The 23,926-nt window shown below is 70.0% G+C and carries 12 protein-coding genes; 3 read left to right on the top strand and 9 right to left on the bottom strand.

The window, feature by feature from the left end; translation table 11 throughout:
• Window positions 1-7 precede the first annotated feature (7 nt).
• The gene (gene aroQ, locus QM728_RS00425) at window positions 8-472 is read right to left on the bottom strand and encodes a type II 3-dehydroquinate dehydratase (protein WP_415030084.1); all 465 of its coding nucleotides are present in this window, start codon (window positions 470-472) and stop codon (window positions 8-10) included.
• 69 nt (window positions 473-541) lie between these two features.
• Between aroQ and QM728_RS00420 the strand changes: the two genes are divergently transcribed.
• The 3 genes from QM728_RS00420 to QM728_RS00410 all read left to right on the top strand — a co-directional run bounded on the left by QM728_RS00420 (window position 542) and on the right by QM728_RS00410 (window position 10,605).
• Window positions 542-3,892: an arabinosyltransferase domain-containing protein gene (locus QM728_RS00420; protein WP_415030083.1), complete on the top strand. Its 3,351-nt coding sequence runs from the start codon at window positions 542-544 to the stop codon at window positions 3,890-3,892.
• Window positions 3,893-3,956: 64 nt separating this feature from the next.
• Window positions 3,957-7,310, top strand: a complete 3,354-nt coding sequence (locus tag QM728_RS00415; protein ID WP_415030082.1) for an arabinosyltransferase domain-containing protein — start codon at window positions 3,957-3,959, stop codon at window positions 7,308-7,310.
• On the top strand, window positions 7,303-10,605 hold the full coding sequence (locus QM728_RS00410) for an arabinosyltransferase domain-containing protein (RefSeq protein WP_415030081.1): 3,303 nt from the start codon (window positions 7,303-7,305) through the stop codon (window positions 10,603-10,605). Before QM728_RS00415 ends, QM728_RS00410 begins: the two co-directional genes overlap by 8 nt.
• Here QM728_RS00410 and QM728_RS00405 read toward each other — a convergent pair.
• From QM728_RS00405 to QM728_RS00370, 8 genes are all read right to left on the bottom strand, one after another.
• Entirely contained in the window at window positions 10,599-11,909 is a 1,311-nt protein-coding gene (locus QM728_RS00405; protein WP_415030080.1) for an MFS transporter, read from the bottom strand. The two genes, QM728_RS00410 and QM728_RS00405, sit on opposite strands and share 7 nt — an antisense overlap.
• Before the next feature lie 57 nt (window positions 11,910-11,966).
• The gene (locus QM728_RS00400) at window positions 11,967-12,500 is read right to left on the bottom strand and encodes a hypothetical protein (RefSeq protein ID WP_415030079.1); all 534 of its coding nucleotides are present in this window, start codon (window positions 12,498-12,500) and stop codon (window positions 11,967-11,969) included.
• Between the two features lie 84 nt (window positions 12,501-12,584).
• Window positions 12,585-12,812, bottom strand: a complete 228-nt coding sequence (locus tag QM728_RS00395; protein ID WP_415030078.1) for a hypothetical protein — start codon at window positions 12,810-12,812, stop codon at window positions 12,585-12,587.
• A 77-nt stretch (window positions 12,813-12,889) separates the two neighbouring features.
• Window positions 12,890-14,440, bottom strand: coding sequence for an acyl-CoA carboxylase subunit beta (locus QM728_RS00390; RefSeq protein WP_415030077.1), 1,551 nt, complete (start codon window positions 14,438-14,440; stop codon window positions 12,890-12,892).
• A gap of 4 nt (window positions 14,441-14,444) precedes the next feature.
• A complete protein-coding gene (gene pks13, locus QM728_RS00385; protein ID WP_415030076.1) occupies window positions 14,445-19,823 on the bottom strand; it encodes a polyketide synthase Pks13 in 5,379 nt (1,792 codons plus the stop codon).
• A gap of 11 nt (window positions 19,824-19,834) precedes the next feature.
• Window positions 19,835-21,742, bottom strand: coding sequence for a long-chain-fatty-acid--AMP ligase FadD32 (fadD32, locus tag QM728_RS00380; RefSeq protein WP_415030075.1), 1,908 nt, complete (start codon window positions 21,740-21,742; stop codon window positions 19,835-19,837).
• A 150-nt stretch (window positions 21,743-21,892) separates the two neighbouring features.
• Window positions 21,893-22,864, bottom strand: a complete 972-nt coding sequence (locus QM728_RS00375) for an LLM class F420-dependent oxidoreductase (protein ID WP_415030074.1) — start codon at window positions 22,862-22,864, stop codon at window positions 21,893-21,895.
• Between the two features lie 102 nt (window positions 22,865-22,966).
• Window positions 22,967-23,923: a cutinase family protein gene (locus QM728_RS00370; RefSeq protein ID WP_415030073.1), complete on the bottom strand. Its 957-nt coding sequence runs from the start codon at window positions 23,921-23,923 to the stop codon at window positions 22,967-22,969.
• Window positions 23,924-23,926 lie beyond the last annotated feature (3 nt).

Here is a 23,926-nt window from a genome sequence, read left to right as displayed (position 1 = left end):
AGACCCCTCAGCCGTCGGCCGAACCAGCGAGCACGTCGGCGAGGAACCGCACCGCGTACTCGTAGCCGCGGACGCCGAAGCCGGCGATGACGCCCTCGGCCAGCGGGGACACGTATGAGTGGTGCCGGAACGGCTCACGCCGGTGGATGTTGCTGATGTGGACCTCGACGATCGGCACCTCGGGGATTACCAGCGCATCGGCCAGCGCCACCGACGTGTGCGTCCACGCACCCGGGTTGATGATGATGCCGCCGACGTGGCCGCGGGCCTCGTGCAGCCAGTCGATCATCTCGCCCTCGTGGTTGGTCTGCGCCGCGCGCAGGCCGAAGCCCAGCTCGGCGGCCAGCTTCTCGCAGTCGCGCACGACCTCGGCGAGGGTCGTGTCGCCGTACACGTCGGGCTGCCGCAGCCCCAACGTGTTGAGGTTGGGGCCGTTGAGCAGGAGGAGGGGGAGCTTTCCGTTCTCGGCCATGGTCACAAGCCTATTCCGTTGGGCAAGCGGATAACGGTTGCCACGACCGCTACGGCTAACATTCCCCTTGTGACAGCCCAGACGGTCCGCCGAGCACGGATAGCCGCGATCATCACCGGCTTGCTCGGATTCCTGTTGGCGTTGGCGACGCCGCTGATGCCGGTCAACCAGACGACCGCCGAACTGTCGTGGCCGCAGCAGGGCGCGCTGCGCAGCGTCAACGCACCGCTGATCTCGTACGTGCCGATCGACCTGCAGATCTCCATCCCCTGCTCGGCGGTCGACCGCCTGCCCGACGACGGATCGGTCCTGCTCTCGACGGTCCCCAAGCAGGCCACCCCCGCCCCCGAGCGCGGACTGTTCATCCAGCGCACCGCCGACAAGACCGCCGTCTCGGTCACCGACCGCAACATCCAGGTCGCGACGGCCCCCCTCGCCGACGTCACCGGCCCGCGCTGCCGCAGCATCGACGTCACCGCCACCGCCGACGAGGTGAAGGCCGAGTTCGTCGGCCTGACCGGACCCGACGGCAAGCCGCTGACCGGCACCACCGCCGACCGCGACACCGAGCACGTCGACGACGACCAGCGCCCGCAGCTCACCGGCTTCTTCACCGACCTCGCCGGCCCCGCGTCGACGATCGCCGGTCTGCGCGCGCACGCCACCATCGACACCCGCTACAACACCCCGGCGACGCTCCTCAAGCGCGGAGTCCTGATCGTCGGCATCCTCGCCACCCTCGGATCGCTGATCGCCCTCGCCGTCCTCGACAACAGCGACGGCCGCGGCCACCGCCGCATCTTCCCGCAACGCTGGTGGCGACTGCAGCCGCGCGACTGGTTCGTCCTCGGCATGCTGGCCGTCTGGCACTTCGTCGGGCCCAACACCTCCGACGACGGCTATCTGCTCACCATGTCTCGCGTCGGGCAGCACAGCGGCTACACCGCCAACTACTTCCGCTGGTTCGGCGCCCCGGAGGCCCCGTTCGGCTGGTACTACTCGGTCTTCGGCTGGCTTTCCGAAGTCAACCTGTCGAGCCCGTGGCTCCGCCTGCCGGCCCTCGCGTGCGGCATCGCGGTCTGGCTCATCCTGAGCCGCGAGGTGCTACCGCGCCTGGGTCGCGCCGCCAGCCGTCCCGTCGTCGGCGCGACCGCCGCCGTCGCCTTCCTGGCCATGTGGTTCCCCTTCGACAACGGCCTGCGCCCCGAGCCGATCATCTGCCTGGGCGCCCTGCTCACCTGGTGCTCGGTCGAACGGGCCATCGCCACCGGTCGACTGCTGCCGGCCGCGATCGCCTGCATGATCGGCGCGTTCAGCCTCGCCGCCGGTCCGACCGGCCTGCTCGCCGTCGCCGCGCTGATCGCCGGTGCCCGCCCGATGATCCTCGCGCTCATCAAGCGCGCCAAGGACATCGACACCCAGCTCTTCGGCACCGCCACCCCCGACCGCAAACGCACCATCGGCACCTACGCCGCGCTGCTCGCCCCGATCGTCGCCGCCGGCACCTTCGTCGTGTTCGTCGTCTTCTCCAACCTGACGCTGCGCTCCTTCATGGACGCCAGCACGATGAAGACCGCACTCGGCCCGTCGCTGCACTGGTACAACGAGATCGACCGCTACTCGTCGCTGTTCGAATACTCGGCCAACGGCTCGATCTCCCGCCGCTTCGCGGTCCTCATCCTGCTGCTGTCGCTGTCGGTCTCGGCCGCGATGCTGCTGCGCAAGGGCCGTATCCCGGGCACGGCCAGCGGACCCACCCGGCGCATCGTCGGCATCGTCTTCGCTTCGCTGCTGTTCCTGATGTTCACGCCCACCAAGTGGACCCACCACTTCGGCGTCTTCGCCGGCCTCGGTGCGGCGCTGGCGGCGATCGCCGCGATCGCCGTCGGACACCAGGCCATGCATTCGCGGCGCAACCGCACGATCTTCGCCGCGCTGACGCTGTTCATCGCGGGCCTGGCGTTCACGGCGCCGAACTCGTACTTCTATTCGTCGGCGTGGGGCATGCCGTGGGGCGTCGAGCAGGTGACGTGGGGCTTCCGCGTCTCCAGCGTGCTCCTGCTCGCCTCGCTGCTGCTGCTGGCGCTGGCCCTGTTCTTCCACCTGCGCGAGCCGTTCACCGGCGCCGACCCCGTCGTCGACGAGCATCCGGCCGAGCGCACCCGACTGCAGCGCCTGCGCGGCGCCCTGACCTCCGAACCACTCGTGTTCGTGGTCGCGGCAGTCGTGCTCTTCCAGGTGATCACGGCCGTCTTCGCCGGGATCAAGCAGTCGTCGTCGTACTCGGTGCCGCGCTCCAACCTCGAGGCGCTGGTCGGCAAGGAGTGCGGCATGGCCGACAAGATCTGGACCGAGGAGAACCCCTCGCAGTTCCAGCTGCCGCCCGCCGACCGGACGCTCACGCCGGCGCAGGCCCTGGGCGGACCGCCGGCCGTCCCCGACGCCAACCCGGCCGACGGTCCGACGAAGGGCTTTCACCCCGACGGCGTGCCCACGGCCATCGTGACCACCGCGGCACAGGAGTCGCTCGGCGTCCTCGCCGGCACCGCCAACGTCGACCCGGGCGTCCTCTCGTCCAACAGCGGCGGCACCTCCGGCGGCCGCAACGAGCGACCGGGCATCAACGGCAGCCACGCACGACTGCCGTTCTTCCTCGACCCCGCCCGCACCCCGGTCCTGGGCAGCTTCGCCGAGGACGCGCAGGCCCCCGCCCGCCTCACCTCCGGCTGGTACGCGCTGCCGCGCGACTTCCAGAGCCATCCGCTGATCACCTTCTCGGCCGCCGGGTGGTTCGAGCGCCAGGACATGGTCCTCGAGTACTCGACGACCCCGGTGGGCCCGGACACCCGCGACGGCCAGCTGCAGGTCGCCGGTTCCACCCCGCTGATCGACCCGGGGCCGCGCCCGTCCTGGCGCAACCTGCGGCTCAACACCGACGCGCTGCCCGCCGACACGACCGCGGTGCGCATCGTCGCCCGGGACGACAACCTGGGGCAGGACATCTACCTCGCCGTCACCCCGCCGCGCCTGCCGACCATGAAAACGCTGCAGGAGGTCGTCGGCAAGCAGGACCCGGTGCACGTCGACTGGACCTCCGGCCTGGTGTTCCCGTGCCAGCGCCCCTTCGGCCACCACTACGGCGTCGCCGAGATCCCCAAGTGGCGCATCCGGCCCGGCTCGGACCTCGCGGCCGCGGTGTCGACGTGGCAGAGCTCGCTGGGCGGCGGCCCGCTCGGCTGGCTCGAGGTGTCCCAGCAGCCGGAAACGGTCGCGACGTATCTGAAGAACGACATCGGCCGCGACTGGGGCGCGCTGGAGGCGTACCGCCCGTACGACCCGACCAGCACCGCGCCGGCCGAGATCGCCACGGGCAGCCGCACCCGCAGCGGGCTGTGGCGACCTGCGCCGATCCGGCACTGAGGCACCCCGTCGGATCGGGTGGCGATGAGTAATTCCTCAGGCACATCGAATACGATCAGAATTCGTGTCTGTGTCTTCCACGCAATCAGCGGCGACCCCGCCCGACGGCTCGGCCGCTGACGAGTCGAGTCGGCTGAAATCCCTGCGCCTGGCCGCGATCGTCGCGGGCCTCGTGGGCATCCTCGCCTGTCTCCTGACACCGCTGCTCCCGGTGAAGGCCGCCGACCCCGTCATCACCTGGCCGCAGGGCCAGGAGCTGGGTGAATCCGCGTCGGTCACCGCCCCGCTGATCGCCCAGACCGCCAAGTCCGTCGACATCGCCATCCCCTGTTCGGTGCTGCGCGACCTGCCCCCGAACTCGACCGTGTTGACCACGCTGCCGTCGGGCGCCCCCGGTGGCCGCGGGCTGTCGGTCAAGGCCGGCGACACCGTCACCGTCATGAGCCGCAACTCGGTGCTGGCGACAGCCCCGCGCGCCGACCTGGCCCGCTGCGCCAAGCTGGCGATCCACTCCGACTCCGCGGGCCCGAGCGCCCAGTTCGTCGGACTCGGCCCGGTGACCAAGGCCGGTCCCGAGGCCCAGCCGCAGATCGACGGCATCTTCACCGGGCTCCCCCGCGACGTCGTCGCGCGCGCCGGCCAGCAGGGCCTGTCCGCGCGGATCGACGTCGACGACCGTTACGAGACGTCTCCGACGCTGCTCAAGCGCCTGGTCATCCTGATCGGCCTGCTCGCGGTCATCGCGTCCCTGGTCGTCCTCGCCCTCCTCGACCGTCGCTCGCCGACCGTCGCCGCGGCCCACGAGGAGGCGCTCGCCGACGAGGACGCCCCGCAGCGCACCGGCTTCCTCGCCTCGCTCCGACCGCGGTTGTCCGACGTCGCCGTCACCGGCGTGCTGCTCGTGTGGGCGCTGCTCGGCGCCGGCGGACCCGACGACGGTTACATCCTGAACATGGGCCGCGTCGCCGGCGAGGCCGGCTACCTGCCGAACTACTACCGCTTCTTCGGCATCGCCGAGGCGCCGTTCAACTGGTACTACGAATTCCTCGCGCACTGGTCGTCGGTCTCGACGTCGATGCTGTGGATGCACCTGCCGAGCCTGGCCGCGGGCCTGTTCTCCTGGTACATCCTGAGCCGCGTGCTGCTGCCCCGCCTCGGCGCCGCCGTGTCCCACGGCTGGCCGGTGTGGGCGGCGGCCGGGGTGTTCACCGCCTTCTGGATGCCGTTCTGCAGCGGCCTGCGCAGCGAGTCGATGATCGTCCTGGGCTCGCTGCTCACCTGGTGGGCGGTCGAATCGGCCATCACCTCCAAGCGCCTGCTGCCGGTCGGCCTGGCCATCGTCGCCGCCGCCTTCACCTTCGCCACCGCCCCGCACGGTGTCATCGGCCTGGCCCTGCTGCTGGTCGGCGGCCGCGCACTGCTGGCAATCGGCGTCGCCCGCGCCAAGGAGATCGGCTGGCTCGCCGTCCTCGCCCCGCTCGGCGCCGCCGGGCTGGCCGTGCTGCTGACCGTGTTCGGCGACCAGACCGCGGCCACCGTCGCCGAGGCGATGAAGATCCGCTACCAGGTCGGGCCGAACCTGCCGTGGTTCCAGGAGTACCTGCGCTACTACTTCCTGACGGTCACCACGCCCGACGCCGCCCTCGCGCGCCGCGTCCCGGTGCTGCTGCTGTTCGCCGGCGCCTTCATCACCATCGCGGTGCTGCTGCGCCGCGGCAGCATCGACGGGGTCCGCAACGGTCCCGCCTGGCGCGCGGTCGGCGCCATCGGCGTGACGATGATCCTGCTGGTCTTCACCCCGACCAAGTGGACGATGCAGTTCGGCATCTACGCCGGGCTGGCCGCGGCCGTCGCCGCCACCGCCACCCTGGCCGTCGCACAATCGGCCGCCCGGTCGACGCGAAACCTCACCGTCTTCGTGTCCGGCCTGATGTTCGCGCTCGCCGCCGCCACCGCCGGCAAGAACGCCTGGCCGTTCTTCTACGACACCGGGATCGCCTGGTTCGACCGCGCCCCGGTGATCGTCGGCATCCCGATGTCCACGATCTTCCTCGTCCTCGCCGTCGCGACCGGCGCGCTCGCCGCCTGGCAGCACCTGCGCCTGGACTACGTCGAGAACAAGGGCCTCGAGCACGAGGACGACCAGCAGCACCACGAGGAGCGCGGGAACCGGGTGCGCCTCGCGCTGGCCGGCATGCCGATCGCGGTCGTCGCCGGCGGCCTGGTGTTGCTCGAACTGGCCCTGTTCGCCAAGGCCGCGGTGTTCCGCTACCCGATGGCGACCGCCTTCTCCACGAACGTGTCGACCCTGCGCGGCCAGCCGTGCGCGCTCGCCGACAAGGTCCTCGTCGAGCCCAACGCCAACGACGGCATGCTGGTGTCCGCCGAGGGCCGCAACGCCTCCGACGCGCTGCGCGGCACGTCGGTCGGCTTCACCCCCGACGGCATCACCACCAACCTGTCCGCCGAGATGGGCAGCTCGCGACCCGGTCAGATGCAGGTCTCCGGATCGTCGTCGAAGCCGTTCGCCGTGATGGGCACGTGGGAGGCCGGCACCACCGGCGGCACCGGCCCGGCCACCGTCAACGGTTCCCGCGCCGCCCTCCCCTACGGCCTAAACCCGGCGACGACCCCGGTGCTCGGCAGCTACGGCTACAACGGCGAGGCCCGGCTGCAGTCGGACTGGTACCGCCTGCCCGACCGCAAGTCGTCGCCGCTCCTGGTCATCACGGCCGCCGGCGCCATCTCGACGGTCGACGCCTTCGGCGCCCGCACGTTCGGCCAGAACCTGCGCTTCCAGTTCGGCAAGCGCGGCCCCGGCGGCGCGTTTGAACCGCTGGGCCCGGGTACCGAGCTCATCGACCCCGGACCGGTCATTCCGAACCGTCCGTGGCGCAACCTGCGCGTGCCGATGTCGGCGGCACCGCCCGCGGCCGAGGTCATGCGCATCGTCGCCCTCGACAACAACCTGGGCACGTCGCAGTTCATCATGCTGACGCCGCCGCGCGCGCCCAAGGTGCAGACGCTGCAGCAGCTCGTCGGCTCGCAGGATCCGTCGCTGATCGACTTCATGGTCGCCGCACACTTCCCCTGCCAGCGCCCGATGGCCGTGCGCCACGGCGTGGTCGAGGTGCCGCGCTGGCGCATCCTGCCGGACTACGCGACCGCCCTGACGCAGTCCAAGACCTGGCAGCGCGCCTCCGACGGCGGACTCCTGGGGATCAGCGAGGCGACCACGTCGGCCGCCGCGGTCCCCAGCTACCTCGACGGCGACTGGCACCGCGGGTGGGGCGCCCTCCAGCGCCTGACCCCGCGCGATCCCGCGGCCGCACCGGCGACCGTGACGGTCGATCCGCGCAGGCAGTGGGGTTGGGCGCGCACCGGATCCATCAGGTTGGAGCACGGCAAGAATGAGTGACGCTGATATGACGACGACGCCTACCCGCCACCCGGGGCCGCGCTTCCTCACCGACAACGGCTACCGGGGGGCCAAGCTCCTCGCGACGATCGCCGGTCTGCTGGGCACGATCCTGGCCATCGCGATGACCGTGCTGCCCGTCGACCGCGACACCGTCACCATCAAGTGGCCGGAGTCGGGTTCCACGGCATCGGTCGTCGCACCGCTGGTCTCCTACGTCGCCACCGATCTCGACGTCGCCGTGCCCTGTTCGGCGGCGACGACCCTGCCCGCCGAGGGCGGCACGGTCCTCTCGACCATCCCCAAGGACGGCATGGCCGCCACCGCGCGCGGCCTGTTCATCAACGCCACGTCCGACGCGCTGCTGGTCATCGATCGCAACGTCGTGATCCTCAGCGCCCCGCGCCAGGCGGCCCAGTCCAACCCGGCCTGCCGCATCGTCTACCGCGGTGACGCCGACGGCGTGCGGGCGGCCATCGAGGGCCTCGACGCCGGACTGCCGCGCGCCCTGCTGAACTACCACACCGGCGACCACGAGATGCGCCCGCAGATCGTCGGCGTCTACTCGGACCTGCGCGGCGCCGCCCCGGCCGGCATGACGCTCACCGCCGACGTCGACACGCGCTACGTCACGAGCCCCACCTCGCTCAAGTTCGCCCTGATGGTGCTCGGCATCATCATGACGATCCTGTCGCTGTTCGCCCTCGCCCTCCTCGACGCGCGCGACGGGCTGAAGCACCGCCGGATCCTGCCCGCCGGCTGGTGGAAGTTCACCTGGCTCGACGGCCTCGTCACGACGATCCTGCTGCTCTGGTGGTTCGGCGGCGCCAACACCTCCGACGACGGCTACAACATGACCGTCGGCCGCATCGCCGGCGACGCCGGCTACGCCGACAACTACTTCCGCTACTTCGGCGTCCCGCAGGACCCGTTCGGCTGGCACTTCCAGGTCATCTCGTGGATGACCCACATCAGCGTCGCCGCGATCTGGATGCGCGTCCCCGCGCTGCTGTTGGGCCTGCTCGGCTGGTGGCTGATCAGCCGCGAGGTCATCCCCCGCCTGGGCCGCGCGGTCCGCAACAGCACCCCGGCGATGTGGGCCGGCGCCTTCGTCTTCCTGGCGATCTGGCTGCCCTACAACAACGGCATCCGCCCCGAGCCGGCCGAGGCCGTCGGCGCCCTGCTGACCTGGTGCTGCGTCGAGCGCGCCATCGCCACCCGACGGCTGCTGCCGTACGCGATCGCCGCGATCACCGCCGCCTTCACCCTCGCGCTCGCGCCCGGCGGCCTGATGGCCGCGGCCGCGCTGCTGGCCGGGCTGCGCCCGATCGTCAAGACGCTGGTCAGCCGGCACAAGCGCGACGGTTGGCTGCCGATGCTGGCGCCGATCCTCGCCGCCGGAACGTCGGTGCTCTACATGATCTTCGCCGACCAGTCGGTCATGCCGCTGGTCACCGGCAACAAGGTCGCCGCCGACGTCGGCCCGACGCTCGAATGGTGGCAGGAGCCGATCCGCTACTACTACCTGATCCTGCAGACCGGTGACGGCACGCTGTCGCGCCGCATCGGCATCCTGCTCATGCTGCTGTCGCTGTTCTACGTGATGTTCCGCCTGTTGCGCGGCCGACACCCGAACGGCGTCGCCCGGGCGCCGATCTGGCGCCTGATCGCGGTCATGCTCGGCACGATGTTCCTCATCTCCTTCACGCCGACCAAGTGGACGCACCACTTCGGCGTCTACGCGGGCATCGCCGGCGGCCTCGCCGCCGCCGCGGGCGCCCTGATGGCACCGCAGCTGCTCGCGTCGCGCCGCAACCGCGCGTTCGCGGCCGCCTCGGTCTTCTTCGTCACCGCCATGGCCTTCGCCGGCATCAACATGTGGTGGTTCGTCGGCAACTACGGCGTGCCGTGGCGCGACCGCCCGGTCTCGATCGCCGGCATCAACGTGAGCTGGATCTGGCTGGCGCTCGCCGTCGGCACCGCCCTGCTCGGCCTGTACTACCACTTCCGCGACGACTACGTCGACGAGGCGACGCGCACCGGACCGGTGGTGAAGTTCCCGATCAAGATCGCCCCGCTGCCCGCCGTGGCCACGCTGTGCGTCCTGTTCATGGTCGCCAGCCTGGCCAAGGGCGCGTGGGTGCAGCGCGACAGCTGGTCGTGGACCAAGTCCAACCTGCGGGCCGTCGCGGGCAACGAGTGCGCGCTGGCGAACGATGTCCTCGTCGCCACCGATCCCACCAGCGGCCTGCTGCCGCCCGCCGCGGTGAACGGGCGACCGGCGCCGGAGGTCCGCGACGGACTGGGCGCCGGCCCGGGCTTCACGCCGCAGGGCCTGCCGGAGAACGTCATGAAGTCGTCGACCACCGACGACGGCGGCGAGCTGCCGTCGCAGGAGAACCCCGGCGCCGCGGCCAACGAGTCCGCAGCCGGCGGCACCTGGGGCGGACCCGGCCCGGCGACGATCAACGGCTCGCGCAACCTGCTGCCGTTCAACCTCGACCCGGCGCGCACCCCGGTCCTGGGCTCCTACGGGGCGCCGGGCGGCACGGCGACGCTGGAGACCGGTTGGTTCCAGCTGCCGTTCAACACGTCGAAGCCCGACACGGACCGTCCGCTGATCACCGTCGCGGTCGCCGGTTCCGTGCAGGCCGTCGACATCGACAACATGGAGAAGACCGGTCAGAAGCTGGTCCTCGAGTTCGGCCGCCGCGGTCCGAACGGCGCCGTCGTGCCGGTCGGCCGCATGGCTCCGCTCGACGCGGGTGAGGCACCGGCCTGGCGCGATCTGCGCTTCCCGATCGCCAGCGCCCCGCGCGACGCCGACGTCGTCCGCATCATCGTCGACGACCACTCCGATGCCACGAAGGAATGGGTGGCCGTCACGCCGCCGCGCGTGGACCGCCTGACGACGCTGAACGATGTCGTGGGACGGACCGATCCGGTGTTCATCGACTGGCTGCCGGGCTTCGTGTTCCCGTGCCAGCGGCCGATCCGGGTCCAGAACGGCGTCCTCGAGGTGCCCAAGTGGCGCATCATGCCCGAGGCCGACGCCACCCGCCGCAACAGCCAGACCTGGATGGCCGGCAAGGCCGGTGGCCCGCTGGGCATCACCGAGGCCCTGCTGACCCCGACCCTGTTGCCGACCTACCTGCGCAACAACTGGGGCCGCGACTGGGGCGGGCTGCAGCGCTTCACCGAGATCGATCCCGCGCCGCCGGCCAAGCTCGAGCTCGGCACCAAGCGCGAGATGGGCCTGTGGAACCTGGCACCCATGCGCTCGACGGGCTACTGAGCCGGCTCGGGGGCGCCGTCGAGCGGGTGCTGCTCCTCGTCGCGCCAGAGCTTGGCCGCGATGTAGAAGAACACCGCCAGCGGCACCGGTAGCAGACCGGCGAGCACGAACGTCGTCGTGAGGCCCAGCCAGGCGCTGACCGGAGCGGCGATCGCCATCGACACCGGCATCAGCGCGATGGAGACGAAGAAGTCCAGGCTCGCGACGCGGCCGAGCAGCGCGGGCGGCACCCGCCGCTGCAGCAGGGTCCCCCACAGGACCATGGGGCCGTCGAAGAGCACGCCCATCACGAAGCCCGCGACGACGATCACCCACACCTTGTCCGCGAGGCCGACCAGGACCAGCGGCACGCTGGAGACGCCCCAGATCACGAACATCAGAGTCAGGTAGCGCCGCGGCATCCGGATCGATGCGAACGCCAGCGAGGTGATCGCCGCGCCGGCGCCGTAGGCCGCCAGCACGTAAGCGTGATCGGCGGCGTCGCCACCCATCCGCTCCTTCAGCAGGAACGGGATCAGCACCTCGACCGGGCCCATGGTGGCGAGGACCAGGACCGTCGAGTAGAGCAGCGTCGCCCACAACCACGGCGTCTTCCAGAGGTAGCCGAAGCCCTCGGCGAGGTCGCGCAGGACACCCTGGACCGGGTTGCCGCGCAGCGTCTCCGGCGTCTGGCGCAGCTGCACCGGGCTCATCATGAGGTAGCAGAGCCCCGACGCGACCGACGCGACCGCGGCGATGAGGACCGCGTTGCCGGGCGCGGTCGCCGCGATGACCCAGCCGGCGATCATCGGCCCGATCGCCTGGTACGCGACGGGTCGGATGAAGCCCTCGATACCGTTGGCCGCCTGCAGCTCATCCGACGGCAGGATCGACGGCAGCATCGCCGAGTAGGCCGGGTAGTACATGCCGGTCGTCACGCCCGCGAGCATCGCGGCGACGATCACGTGCCACAGCTGGAGCACCCCGGCAATCGACGCCGCCGCCACGATGCCGAACACGACGGCCTTGACCGCCTCCAGGCCGATCACGATGCGACGTTGGGAGACCCGGTCGGCCAGCACCCCGCCAAGCAGGGTGGAAACGACCATCCCGACCGCGGCGAGCGCCGTGGCCGCGGAGACCTGGCCCGCTCCGCCGCCGATGCCCATCACCTGCCACACCAGGGTGATGGTCCAGACGCCGTCGGCGAAGATCGAGAGGATCAGGCCGAACGCGAGCCATCGGTATTGGCGACGCGCGAACGGCACCAGTGCGCGCGGCAGCCGAGGTGCCACGAACTGTGGGGTGGGCGGAGTGACGGTCACCGATCGAGCATGCCCGAAAAGCGCCGTCGGCGGCGAGTGATTTTGAGCGCGGTGCGGCTACTCGCCGCCACCGGCCCCAGCGCCGCCGTCGCCACCGGAACCGCCGGCGCCACCATCGCCGCCAGCACCAGCGCCGGCGCCCGATCCACCCGAGCCATCGCCCGAGCCGCCGGTACCGCCATCGCCGGTTCCACCGTTACCGGTGCCACCGGTGCCGCTATCGCCATTGCCGGCACCCGTGCCGTCACCGTTGCCGGTGCCAGTGCCGGTGCCGGTGCCGTTGCCAGTGCCCTCACCGGTGCCGGGGGTGCCATGGCCGTCGCCGCCACCGCCGTCGTTGGTGCCCGGGGCGACCGTGCCGCCGTCACCGCCGTTGCCGCGGTCGTCGCCGCGGCCGCGCGGCGCTTCTTCCTGCTTGTCGCGGTCGCGGATGATGTCGAAGATCGAGCCCAATCCGTCCACGACGCACTGGGGGAAGGGCGAGCAGTCGAGCGGGGACCGTGCCTGCGCCGGAGCCGCGGTGGCCGCGGTTCCGGCGAAAATGGTTGCGGAGGCCGCCAGGGCGGTGAGGGCGCCGGTGGTGCGCTTCATGGGGAATGTCCTTCGGATCAGGTCAGGAGGCAATGACGTCCGACACGGCGTGAGCCGCTGCGCCGGACGAGGAGGGGCCAAGTCTTAGTGGTCGTGGCCCTCGTGGTTGGCGTGCTCGTCGTCGTCGTTGCCGGTCGTGGTCGACTCGACGCCGGGCCAGGTCGAGCCCTCTTCATTCCAGAGGCACTCGGGGTAGAGCTTGCAGTTGGCCGGGGCCGGGGCCGGAGCCGGATCGGCAACGGCCTGCGGGGCGGCAGCGGCGATGGCCGCACCGGCCGCGAGTGCGACGAGAGCTGCGGGGATGCGCTTCATAGTGACCGTCCTTGGCGTCTGATTCGCATGTACTCGATCGAGTGTACCGATGCGACCTTGGAGTTTCCTGGGCAGAATCAGATGGGCATCAGGTAGTTGCGGCGCGGGACGCGCGCGATCTGCTTGTCGCGCAGCTGGGCCAGCGCCTTGCGGATCTGCAGCCGCGTCTCCGACGGCTCGATGACCGCGTCGATGTAGCCCTTCTCCGCGGCCAGGTACGGGTTCGCCATCATCACGTTGTAGAAGTCGATGAAGTCGCGGCGCACCTTGTCCGCGTCGTGGGCCGACAGCCCCTCGGTCTGCCGACGGGTCAACAGCACCGCGGCCGACTCGGCGCCCATCACGGCGATCTTCGCCGACGGCCAGGCGAAGTTCATGTCGGCACCGAGCTGCTTGCAGCCCATCACCGCGTAGGCGCCGCCGTAGGCCTTGCGCAGCACGACGGTGATCTTGGGTACGTCGGCCTCGGTGTACGCGTAGATGAACTTGCCCGAGCGGCGGATCGTTCCCTTGGACTCCTCGGCCAGTCCGGGCAGGATGCCGGGGGTGTCCACCAGGAAGACCAGCGGGATGTCGAAGGCGTTGCAGATGCGGACGAAGCGCGAAGCCTTCTCCGCGGCGTCGGTGTCCAGCGTGCCGGCCATGACGCTCGGCTGGTTGGCGACGATGCCGACGCTGTGCCCGTCCGCGCGGGCGAAGCCGGTGAGGATGTTCGGCGCGAACAGCTCGCCGATCTCGTGGAAGTGCCCGTCGTCGAAGACCTTCATGATGACGTCGCGCATGTCGTAGCCGGCGTTGTCGCTGTCCGGCATGAACTCGTTGAGCGAGAGATCCGATTCGGTGATCTCCGGCTCGATGCCGGGGTTCACCACCGGCGGCTGCTCGTGGTGGGTCGACGGCAGGTACTCGAGGTACTCGCGGACCCACTCGAAGGCCGCCGCCTCGTCGGGGGCGACGTGGTGGATGTTGCCCCAGCGCGCCTGGTTGTGGGCGCTGCCCAGGTCCTCGGCGGACACGTCCTCGCCGTTGACCGCCTTGAGGATGTCCGGACCGGTGACGAACATGTAGCTCTTGTCCTCGACGCCGACGAGGATGTCGGTGTTCGCCGGGGTGTAGACCGCGCCGCCGGCGCACTTGCCGAGGATGATCGACACCTGCGGCGTCAGACCGGAGAGCAGCTCGCCGCGGCTGCCCATCTGCGCGTACCAGGCGAGCGAGGTGACGGCGTCCTGGATGCGCGCGCCGGCCGAGTCGTTGATGCCGACCATCGGGCAGCCGACCTTGCCGGCGAGTTCCATCAGCGCCGCGACCTTGCGGCCGAACATCTCGCCGACGGTGCCGCCCTGGACCGACTGGTCGTGCGAGAACGCGGCGACCGGGCGCCCGTTGACCAGGCCGTGCCCGGTAACGACGCCGTCGCCGTACCCCGTCTCCCCCGAGCCCGGCTCCTTGATGAGGGCACCGATCTCGACGAAGGTGCCCGGGTCGAACAGCATGTCGAGCCGCTCGCGGGGCGAGCAGATGCCCTTCTTCTCCCGCTTGGCGATCGCGCGCTCACCGCCGGGCTCCTTGGCCAGCTCGAGCTTGTGCTCGAGGTCGGCGAGCTTGTCTGCCGTCGTCCGGGCCATGTGCCTACCCCTTCTTCCCGCCGACGTTCTTCAGGCGCTTGGTCAGGTCCTTGCCGATCTTGGCGATGTACGGTTCGTCGACGATCGACAGGTGGTCGCCGCCGATGTGCACGATCTCCAGGTCGTCGACGACCTCGCCCCAACGACCGTCCTCGTCGATCTCGGCCCACTTGGGCTCGAGCTCGATGGCACCGTCGTGCATCCGGTCGGCGCGGTACAGGACCACCTTGCCGTCGTACGGGATGGGCTCGATCTGGTCGAGGATGCGGTTCTCGATGAACGAGGTCCGCTGGTGCTCGATGATGCCGCCGGGGATCTTGGTGTTGCTCATCGCCATCATCTCCATGATGATCGCGAACTGCCCCTCGTCGTCGGCCTCGACGAGCCGGTCCATCGGGATCGGCACATCGGGATCGAGGTCGTAGTTGCGGATGGCGAAGTCCTTCCACCGCTCCAGGCGCTCGCGCTTGGAATCGGGCGTCTCCACCATGTCTTCCTTGGGCCGCACGACGTCGATGAGGCCGATGAAGTCGACGTCCTCGCCCTCCTCGCGCAGCAACTGCGCGACGCCGTAGGCCAGCGCACCGCCGAAGGACCAGCCGACGAGCACGTACGGGCCGTGCGGCTGGATCTCGCGCAGCTTGGGCAGGTACTCGCGGACGCGCTCCTCGATCGGACCTTCGACGCCGCGGTCGAAGCCGATCACCGGCTGATCGTCGGGCAGCCGCTTGAGCAGCGCCTCGTAGGCCGAGGTGTTGCCGCCCGCCGGGTGGAACAGCAGGACCGGCACCGGGTCGCCCTTGGTGGTGTCGTAGGTCTTCTTGCCGTCCGGCACCAGGCGCAGGTAGCGCAGGAAGCCCTCGGTCGCCGCACCCGAGTCCAGGTACTGGCGGACGTACTCGGCCATCTCCTCGATGGTCTCGGCGTCCAGGATGTCCTCGACGTCGACGTCGCCGCCGGTGCGCTCGTTGAGCTTGTCGGTCAGCTTCTGCGCGACGTCCTCTTCGAGCACGGGCAGCTTGTTGAAGATGCCGCCGGCCGACTTGCCGGTGATCGTCGCGTAGACGCCGAAGGTCAGGCGTTCGGCCGCATCGCGCGGCGGCACGTCGGACCCGGCGGCGTCGGCCACCGACGCCTGGTCGGTGATGTCGACGTCCTTGGCGGGTGCGACCGCAGCCGCGGCCTTCGGAGCCTTGGCGGTGTCCTTCTTGGGCTCGGCCTTCTTCGGCTCGGCCTTCTTGGTCGCCTTCTTCGCCGTGGTCTTCTTGGCGGCGTCCTTATCCGGCTCAGCCTTCTTCGGCTCAGCCTTCTTGGTCGCCTTCTTCGCGGTCTTTGCGGGCTCGCTCGGCGCGGCCTTCTCGCCGGCCTTCTCCTTCGCGATCTGCTCGTCGATGTAGGCGTTGAGCGCCGCGGTGTCGAGTTCGCCGCCGTCGGCCGCGTTCTGCTCGAGCATCTCGAGCTCGTCGCGGTGGGTGACGGCGTAGTTCACGAACTTCTCGATGTCGGCCAGGTTCGCCTGACGCATCGCCTGCAGGTTCAGCTGCGGGATGTCGAACTCGTACTCGACGCGGTTCTTGATGCGCACGGCCATCAGCGAGTCGAGGCCCAGCTCGATCAGCGCGACCTCGCGCGGCAGGTCCTCCGGGTCGTAACCCATGGACTCGCCGACGATGGTCGCCAGTCGGTCGCCGACCTTCTCGCCCGACGCCGGATCCCACTTGTCGCCGATGTTGTCGATGACCTCGTCTTCTTCGATCACCGTCTCGTCGGCGAAGGCGGCGGCACCCTTGGAGTCGGTTTCCGCGACGGCTGCGGCCGGGGCAGCCTCGGCGGGCTTGTCCGCGGCAGCCCCGGTCTTCGCGGCCGCTCCGGTGACGACGGCCTCGAACAGGAGCTTGAAGCCCTTGCCCTCGGGGGCGTGCACGGTGACCGAGCCGCCACCGGGGTGCGGGCTCAGCGTCGTGGTGACGGTCCCCGACGTCGGGAAGGCGCCGTAGGCCTCGCTCGCGCCGACGGTCGGGTCGGCGAACACCTGTCCCGCCGCCGCGGCGACCAGTGCGCGCGGATCGTCGACGGCGGTGGCGTTGACCTCCCACGCGTGTCGGCCGTCGGGCAGTGCGACGTGGCTGCCGGGGATCTTGCCGGTGCCCGACCCGGTGGCCAGCTCGGCGGTCAACCAGTAGTCGCGACGGTCGTAGGCGGTGCGCGGGATGTTCGCGAAGCCGCCGGTGCCGAACAGCGCGGCGACGTCCATCGGGTGCCCGTGGACGTACAGCTTCATCAGGGCGTTGATGAGGCCGTTGCTCTCGTCCTCCTTGCGGCGCAGCGTCTCGACCAGCTCGGCGTCGTGCAGCCCCGCGTCGAAGGTGACCGCGGCGACCGAGATCAGGACCGCCGGATTCGGCGACAGCTCGACGAAGGTCCTGTGCCCGGCCTCGACGGCCTTGGCGATCGCCTGGCTGAACCAGACGCTGTGGCGCAGGCCCTTGAGGAAGTACTCGACGGTGTGGATCGGTTCGTGGCCGGCGCGGTAGAACTGCTCGCGGTCCACCGAGCTGTAGAGCCCGACCTTGAGCTTCTCCGGGACGATGCCGGTGATCTCGTAGGCGAGCTCGCCGAGGATCGGCTCCATCTGCGACGTGTGGCTCGCGCCCTTGGTCTGCAGCTTGCGGCCGAGTTTGCCCTCGTCCTCGGCACGGGTGACGATCGCATCGACCTGGTCCTCGGGTCCGCCGATGACGGTGTGCGTCGGCGCGGCGTAGACGCAGATCTCCAGGTCCGGGTAGTCGGTGAGGACGCCCTCGATGTCCTCGGCGCTGTACTCGACCAGGGCCATCCGGCGGATGTTGTCGCCCTCGAGCATGTCGTTGCCCTCGCCCATGAGGCGCGAGCGCTGGCAGATGACGCGGGTGGCGTCCGCCAGCGACAGCCCGCCGCTGATGTACGCGGCCGACGCCTCGCCCATCGAGTGCGGGACCAGGACGCCGGGGTCGGCGCCGAAGTGCCGCATGGTGTCGGCGAGCGCGACCTGGATCGTGTAGATGCCGATCTGGGCGGTCTCGATCTCGTAGGTCTGCGAATCGTCGAGGAACAGCTCGGCCATCGAGTAGCCCAGCTCGCGCTGGATGTACTCGTCGACGCGGTCGACGTGCTTCTTGAAGACCGGGTTTTCCAGGTAGAGCTGCTTGGCCATCTTGCGGTGCTGCGAGCCGAAGCCGGACAGCAGCCAGACCGCCGACGCCGCGTCGGGGGCGTCCGCGGTATAGACCAGCGGGTTGTTCTTGCCCTCGGCGATCGCCGTCATGCCCTTGAGCGCGTCCTCGTGGCTGCGGGCCATGACGACGCTGCGGGTACGACCGTGGTTGCGGTGCGCGAGCGCCCGGCCGATGTCGACGAGCGGGGTGTTTTTGCCCTCGTCCGACTCGAGCCACTCGACGAGGGCCTTGGCGGCCTTGCGGCGGCGCGAGGAGACGAAGCCGGAGACGACGAGCGGGATGACCGCGCCCTCCTGGGCGCAGGGCGCGAAGCCCTCGGCCGGATCGACCTCGACCTCCTCGACCTTCTCCTCGGTCTTCTTCGCCTGCGCGGCCAGCACGGCGCGCTCGGCCTCGGTTAGGTATTCCTCATCGTCATCGTCGACGTCGGCCGGGGCGGCCAGCGCCGTGGCCTCGTCGACGGCGGAGTCACCCGCGGCGGCGGGCACCGGGTGCAGGTCTTCGTCGCGGACCTCGCGCACGACGAGGTGCGCGTTGGTGCCGCCGAAGCCGAAACCGGAGACGCCGGCGATGGCGTGCCCGCTGTAGCGCGGCCAGTCCGAGTTCTCGGCGTTGACCTTGAGGTTGGTCGCCTCGAACTGGATGTACGGGTTGGGCCCGGCATAGTTCAGCGAGGCGGGCAGCTTGTCGTTGGTCAGCGACAACACGACCTTGGCCAGCGCACCGGCGCCGGCGGCGGACTCCATGTGCCCGAAGTTCGTCTTGGCCGAGCCGAGCAGCACCGGCTTGTCCGGCTCGCGACCCTTGCCGACGACACGGCCGAGGGCGTCGGCCTCGATCGGGTCGCCCAGGATGGTGCCGGTGCCGTGCGCCTCGACGTAGTCGACGGTGCGCGGGTCGAGCGCGGCATCGGTGTACGCGGCGCGCAGCACCTCGACCTGCGCCTCCGGATTCGGGGCGGGCAGGCCGTTGGAGCGGCCGTCGGAGTTGACCGCGGAACCGGCGATGACCGCCAGCACCTGGTCGCCGTCACGGCGCGCGTCGGCCATCCGCTTGAGGACGAACATGCCGCCGCCCTCGGAGCGGACCATGCCGTCGGCGTCGGAGGAGAAGGCCTTGATGTGGCCGTCCTTGGCGACGGCGCCGAGGGTGTCGAAACCGATGGTCGCGGCCGGCGTCAGGATCATGTTGACGCCGCCGGCGACGGCGGTGTCCGACTCGCCCGCGCGCAGGCTCTGCACGGCCTGGTGGACCGACACCAGCGACGACGAACACGCGGTGTCCACCGCGATCGACGGGCCGTGGAAGTCGAAGAAGTAGGAGACGCGGTTGGCGACGATCGACGTCGCGGTACCGGTCAGCGCGTAGGCGGCGGTCTCGTCGGTGCCCTCGCCGAGGCCGAGCGCGGCCAGCAACTGGTAGTCGTTGGTCGACGTGCCGATGAAGACGCCGACCTTCTGGCCCTTGAGGTCGCTGGGCGGGATGTGGGCGTGCTCGAGGGCCTCCCACGTCAACTCCAGCACCAGGCGCTGCTGCGGGTCGACCATCTCGACCTCGCGCGGGCTCATCTGGAAGAAGTCGCCGTCGAAGGCCTTCACGTCGTCGAGGTAGCCGCCGCGGGTGTTGCGCTCCTCGAGCACCTCGAGCATGCGCGGGTCGGACTTGAACTCGAGCCAACGGTCGTCGGGCAGGTCGGAGATCCCGTCGCGCCCGGTGATGAGCGCCTCCCAGGTGGACTCCGGGGTCTCGCCGGCCTTCGGGAAGCGGGTCGAGAAACCGATGACGGCGATGTCGTCGTCGGGGTTGCGCTCGCGCTCCCAGAAGGTGTCGAGCTCGTGCAGCCCCTCGTCGGGGTCGCCCTCGATGATGCGCTTGGCCAGCGATGCGATCGTCGGGTGGTTGTAGACGACGGTGGCGGTCAGCACGACGCCCGTCTTGTCCTCGATGTCGCCGCCGAGGGCGACGGCATCGCGCGAGGACAGACCGAACTCCTCCATGGGCCGGTCTTCGGGGATCTGGTCGACGGGCATGCCCGTCGCCTCCGAGACCCATTCGCGCAGCCAGTCGCGCAGCTCCTCGACGGTGAGGTCGCCCACGGTCTCGCCGTCGGCGCCGGAAGCGGCCGCCGCGGTCGAATCGTCGTCGGTGGCGTTATTCAATTCAGACATCGCGTCCCAGCCTACTGGTCGGGTGCGTCCGGGAAAGCCGTCTGCTGGTAGCCGCCGCGCAGGGTGCCGTCGACATAGGCGGCCTTGGTCGCCCGGCGGGCGATCTTGCCGCTCGAGGTGCGCGGGATCGAACCGGCCGGGACCAGCAGCACGTCGCGAACCATCACGCCGTGGCGCGCGGCGACCGCGGCGCGCACGGTGTCGGCGACCTCCTGCGGGTCGGTGCGCTTGCCGGGACCGCGCTCGGCGACGATGACCAGCTGCTCGGAGGCGTCGTCGGCGTCGAACTTCAGGCCGCTGGTGGCGTTGTCGAAGACGACCTGCGGCAGCTCGTTGGCCGGGACCGCGAACGCGGCGACATAGCCGGGGCGCAGCGCGGTGCTCGACTCCTGCGCGCTGAACTCGAGGTCCTGCGGGTAGTGGTTGCGGCCGTCGACGATGACCAGGTCCTTGACGCGGCCGGTGATGTAGAGCTCGTTGTCGAGCCACACGCCGTAGTCGCCGGTGGCCATCCAGTTGTCGCCCGACTCGGTGCCCTCGGCGTGGCTGCCGGACTTGAGCGGCTTCTTGAGCTTGTTGTGGAAGGTGGCCTCGGTCTCGTCGACCTTGTTCCAGTAGCCCTTGCCGATGTTGAGGCCGTGCAGCCAGATCTCGCCGACGTGGCCGTCGGGGCGCTCCTCACCCTTCTCCGGGTCGACGATGACGGCCCACTGGCTCATCGCGACCTGGCCACAGGACACCTGTGCGACCGCGTTCGGCGCGTCCTTGTCGACGAGGGTGAACTTGCCGGCGTTGAGGTCGTCGCGGTCGACGTAGATGGTCTTCGCCTCGTTCTCGCGCGCGGTGGCGGAGACGAACAGCGTGGCCTCGGCCATGCCGTAACAGGGCTTGATCGCGGTCTTCGGCAGGCCGTAGGGGCCGAAGGCGTCGTTGAACTTGTTCATCGAGCTGACGGTGACCGGCTCGGAGCCGTTGATCAGGCCGATGACGTTCGACAGGTCCAGTTCTTCGCCATCCTTCGGCAGGCCGCGGGCGGCGGCGTGCTCGAAGGCGAAGTTGGGGGCCGCCGAGAAGGTGCCGGCGCCGTCGCTGTGCGCGGCGAGCTCCTTGATCCAGCGGCTCGGGCGGCGCACGAAGGCCGCCGGGCTCATGATCGTGATGAACCGGCCGCCGAGCGCGGGCAGGATCACCGTGAGCAGGCCCATGTCGTGGAACATCGGCAGCCAGGTGACGCCGCGCGAGTTGAGGTCGATCTCGATCGTGTCGTAGATCTGCAGCACGTTGGCCGCGACCGCGAGGTAGGTGATCTCGACGCCGGCCGGCACGCGGGTGGAGCCCGACGTGTACTGCAGGTAGGCGACGGTGTCCTTGTTGTGGTCCTTGCCGGCGATCGGGGCGACCCAGGTCGAGCCGACCGAGTCGGGCACGGCGTCGACGGCGATGACGCGCGGGCGCTCCTTGGCGGGACGGTCGGCGAAGAAGTCGCGGACGGCCTCGGCGGACTTGGTCGAGGTGAGGATGGCGGTCGGCTTGCAGTCGTCGAGGACGGCGTGCAGACGGTCGGTGTGGCCCGGCTCATCCGGGGAGAACAGGGGCACCGCGATGTTGCTGGCGTACAGGGCGGCGAAGAAGCCGATGACGTACTCGAGCGACTGCGGCGCGAGGATGGCGACGCGGTCGCCGTGCTTGGTCACCTGCTGCAGTCGGGCGGCGACGGCGCGCAGGCGCTTGCCGAACTGGGCCCAGGTCAGGTCCTGGTACTCGCCTTCGCTCTCGCGGGAGTAGTCGACGAACCGGTAGGCGAGCGTGTCCGCCTGGTCGCGAACGTTGCGCTCGACGTAGTCGACGAGGGTGGCCTCCTCGTTGAAGGTGAGGTTGCCCTCCTCGTCGAGAAACTGTTCAAACTCGGTGTTCAGCAATTCATACTCCTGTGCGTGGCCGCGCGGTAGCGCGGGCGGCGGCGGGGTGGTCAGATCGGGGGCGTAGCGATTCCCGGTCCATCGCGCGCATCGTCCGGCACGCCCCGAAGGGTCTGCGGCGTGCCAGTCTGACGCGGATCTGCGGCTATCTTACTCTCCCTTAAGAATCGGAATGATCGGCGCAAAGGCATCCATCTGCGTCGGGAAGACTCCGACGAAGGACATCGACGTCCGCTCGCGCACGTGGCGGATCTGATCGGCGATCTGCTCGAAGGAGCCGATGGCGATGTACGGCGAGTTCAGGACGTCGTCGACGGTGAATTCGCAGTCCTGCTCGATGTTGGGGGGGTAGCCCGCGTCGAGGGCCTTGAGAGCCATTTCCGCGGTCGCGGTGCGGTCGTCGGTGATGATGATCATGGCGATCGTCCAGTTCAGTTCGATGTCGTCGAACCGGGCGTCGGAGACCTCGCGGAGGCGGTCGATCTTGGCGGCCGTCGCGTCGAGCGTCATGTCCGAGAGCAGCATCTTGCCCTCCGGCGAGCTCTTGGGCGCCACCGAGATGATGTCGGCGTGCTTGGCGGCCAGCTTCAGCATGCGGGGACCGCCACCGCCGACGGCGATCGGCGGGCGGGGGCCCTGGCGCGGGCGCGGGCTGCCCTCGAGTCCCTTGATCTGGTAGAACTCGCCGTCGAAGTCGACGGTCTCGCCGCGCAGCAGCAGATCGAGGATGGTGAGCGCCTCGTCGAGGCGGCGGATGCGGGTGCCGGGCGACTCGAATTCGATGCCTGCCTTGTCGAACTCGTCCTTCATCCAGCCGGCGCCGATGCCCAACTCCATGCGGCCCTTGGACAGCACGTCGATTGTGGTGACCTCCTTGGCCAGGATGGCCGGGTGGCGGAAACCGTTCGCCAGCACCGAGGTGCCCAGGCGGATGGTGCTCGTGGCCTGGCTCAGCGCGCCGAGCGCGGCCAGCGGGCCGACCTGGTTGCCCAGGTGGTCGGGGATGGCGAAAGCGTCGAACCCGTACTCCTCGGCGGTCTGGGCGAGTTGGACGAACTTGCGTGCGCCGCCCTCTTCTTTGTTGCCCTCACCACCGGCTCCGAAACGGAACTTCCGGGTCATCGATTACTCCTGCTTTCGCGTACTGAAACTTAACCGACGTTACGGTACGCGGTAGGCCTGTGACCGGCCAAATTGCCGAAAACCCCGATCCGGCGGGCGGCGTCAGAAGTGCTTGGGGTGCGGCGCGGCATCGATCGTGCGCACGGCATACGCGAACATCCACTGGGTGGCCGTGGCGCCGTTGTCCTCCCAATACCGCGGTGTGGCGTACATCGCATGGACCGGGTTGTTGATCGCCCCGGCGAGCTGTCCGATCGCGCGCAGCGGGTTGGTGATCGTCGGCGAGTCGCAGATGAGGTCGCCGGGGGCGCAGATGCCCTGGACGCGGTCGCGCAGCGTGCCGAAACCACCGGCGCGCTTGCCGTTCATCGAGATGCCGGGGAAGCGGTTCGCCAGGATCGGTCCGAGTGCCACCTCGGCGCCCTGCCCCGGCGGGTTGGGCCCGATGTTGTTCTGCTGGCCCTCGACCCGGCGACCGTCGGCGATGAGCCCGACGCCGACGACCAGGTCCTGATCGTCGGGGTCGATGATGCCGCGGCCGTTGCCGATGATGCTGGCGACGTCGCCGGCGATGACCGCGCCCTGCGAGAACCCCATGACGAGGAAGGTCGTGATCGGGCAGCGCTTGTTCAGCGCGGTGATGTGTCCGGCCGTGCGGGCATAGCCCTGGCGGCGGGACACGTCGTAGTCGGCCTGGTGGTCGGCGAGGTTCGTCGGGTTACGGAACTGCGCCATGTACGGGATCGTGTAAACCCGCGCCCGGTTGGCCGGGAAGCGCTGCTGCAGCGCCGACGACACCCGCAGCATCAACGACCTCGGGTTGGCGTGCGGCTGGTACGGATCGTCGTCGGCGCGCGACTCCCAGGTGCCCGGGATCACGACGACCTCGACGTCGGGGCAGTCGGCGGACTGTGCCGTCGGCCGCGTCCGCGGCGGGGGCTGCGGCTCCGGCGGGGTCTCCCGGGTGCAAGCGCGGATCAACAGCATCACCAGGGCGATGATGATGATCAGGCCCAACAGCACCATCAACCAGCGCCGCGTGCTGCGCTTGCGACTCATCGG

It is taken from the genome of Gordonia sp. (in: high G+C Gram-positive bacteria), assembly GCF_047602025.1.
Lineage (GTDB): Bacteria > Actinomycetota > Actinomycetes > Mycobacteriales > Mycobacteriaceae > Gordonia.
This window is presented reverse-complemented; position numbering and strand designations above follow the sequence as displayed.

Excerpts from the sequence above, each read along its gene's own strand:
- pks13 (WP_415030076.1), bottom strand. The coding sequence starts at position 19,823 with ATGTCTGAATTGAATAACGCCACCGACGACGATTCGACCGCGGCGGCC.
- QM728_RS00410 (WP_415030081.1), top strand. The coding sequence starts at position 7,303 with ATGAGTGACGCTGATATGACGACGACGCCTACCCGCCACCCGGGGCCG.
- QM728_RS00400 (WP_415030079.1), bottom strand. The coding sequence starts at position 12,500 with ATGAAGCGCACCACCGGCGCCCTCACCGCCCTGGCGGCCTCCGCAACC.
- QM728_RS00375 (WP_415030074.1), bottom strand. The coding sequence starts at position 22,864 with ATGACCCGGAAGTTCCGTTTCGGAGCCGGTGGTGAGGGCAACAAAGAA.
- aroQ (WP_415030084.1), bottom strand. The coding sequence starts at position 472 with ATGGCCGAGAACGGAAAGCTCCCCCTCCTCCTGCTCAACGGCCCCAAC.
- QM728_RS00390 (WP_415030077.1), bottom strand. The coding sequence starts at position 14,440 with ATGGCCCGGACGACGGCAGACAAGCTCGCCGACCTCGAGCACAAGCTC.
- QM728_RS00395 (WP_415030078.1), bottom strand. The coding sequence starts at position 12,812 with ATGAAGCGCATCCCCGCAGCTCTCGTCGCACTCGCGGCCGGTGCGGCC.
- QM728_RS00370 (WP_415030073.1), bottom strand. The coding sequence starts at position 23,923 with ATGAGTCGCAAGCGCAGCACGCGGCGCTGGTTGATGGTGCTGTTGGGC.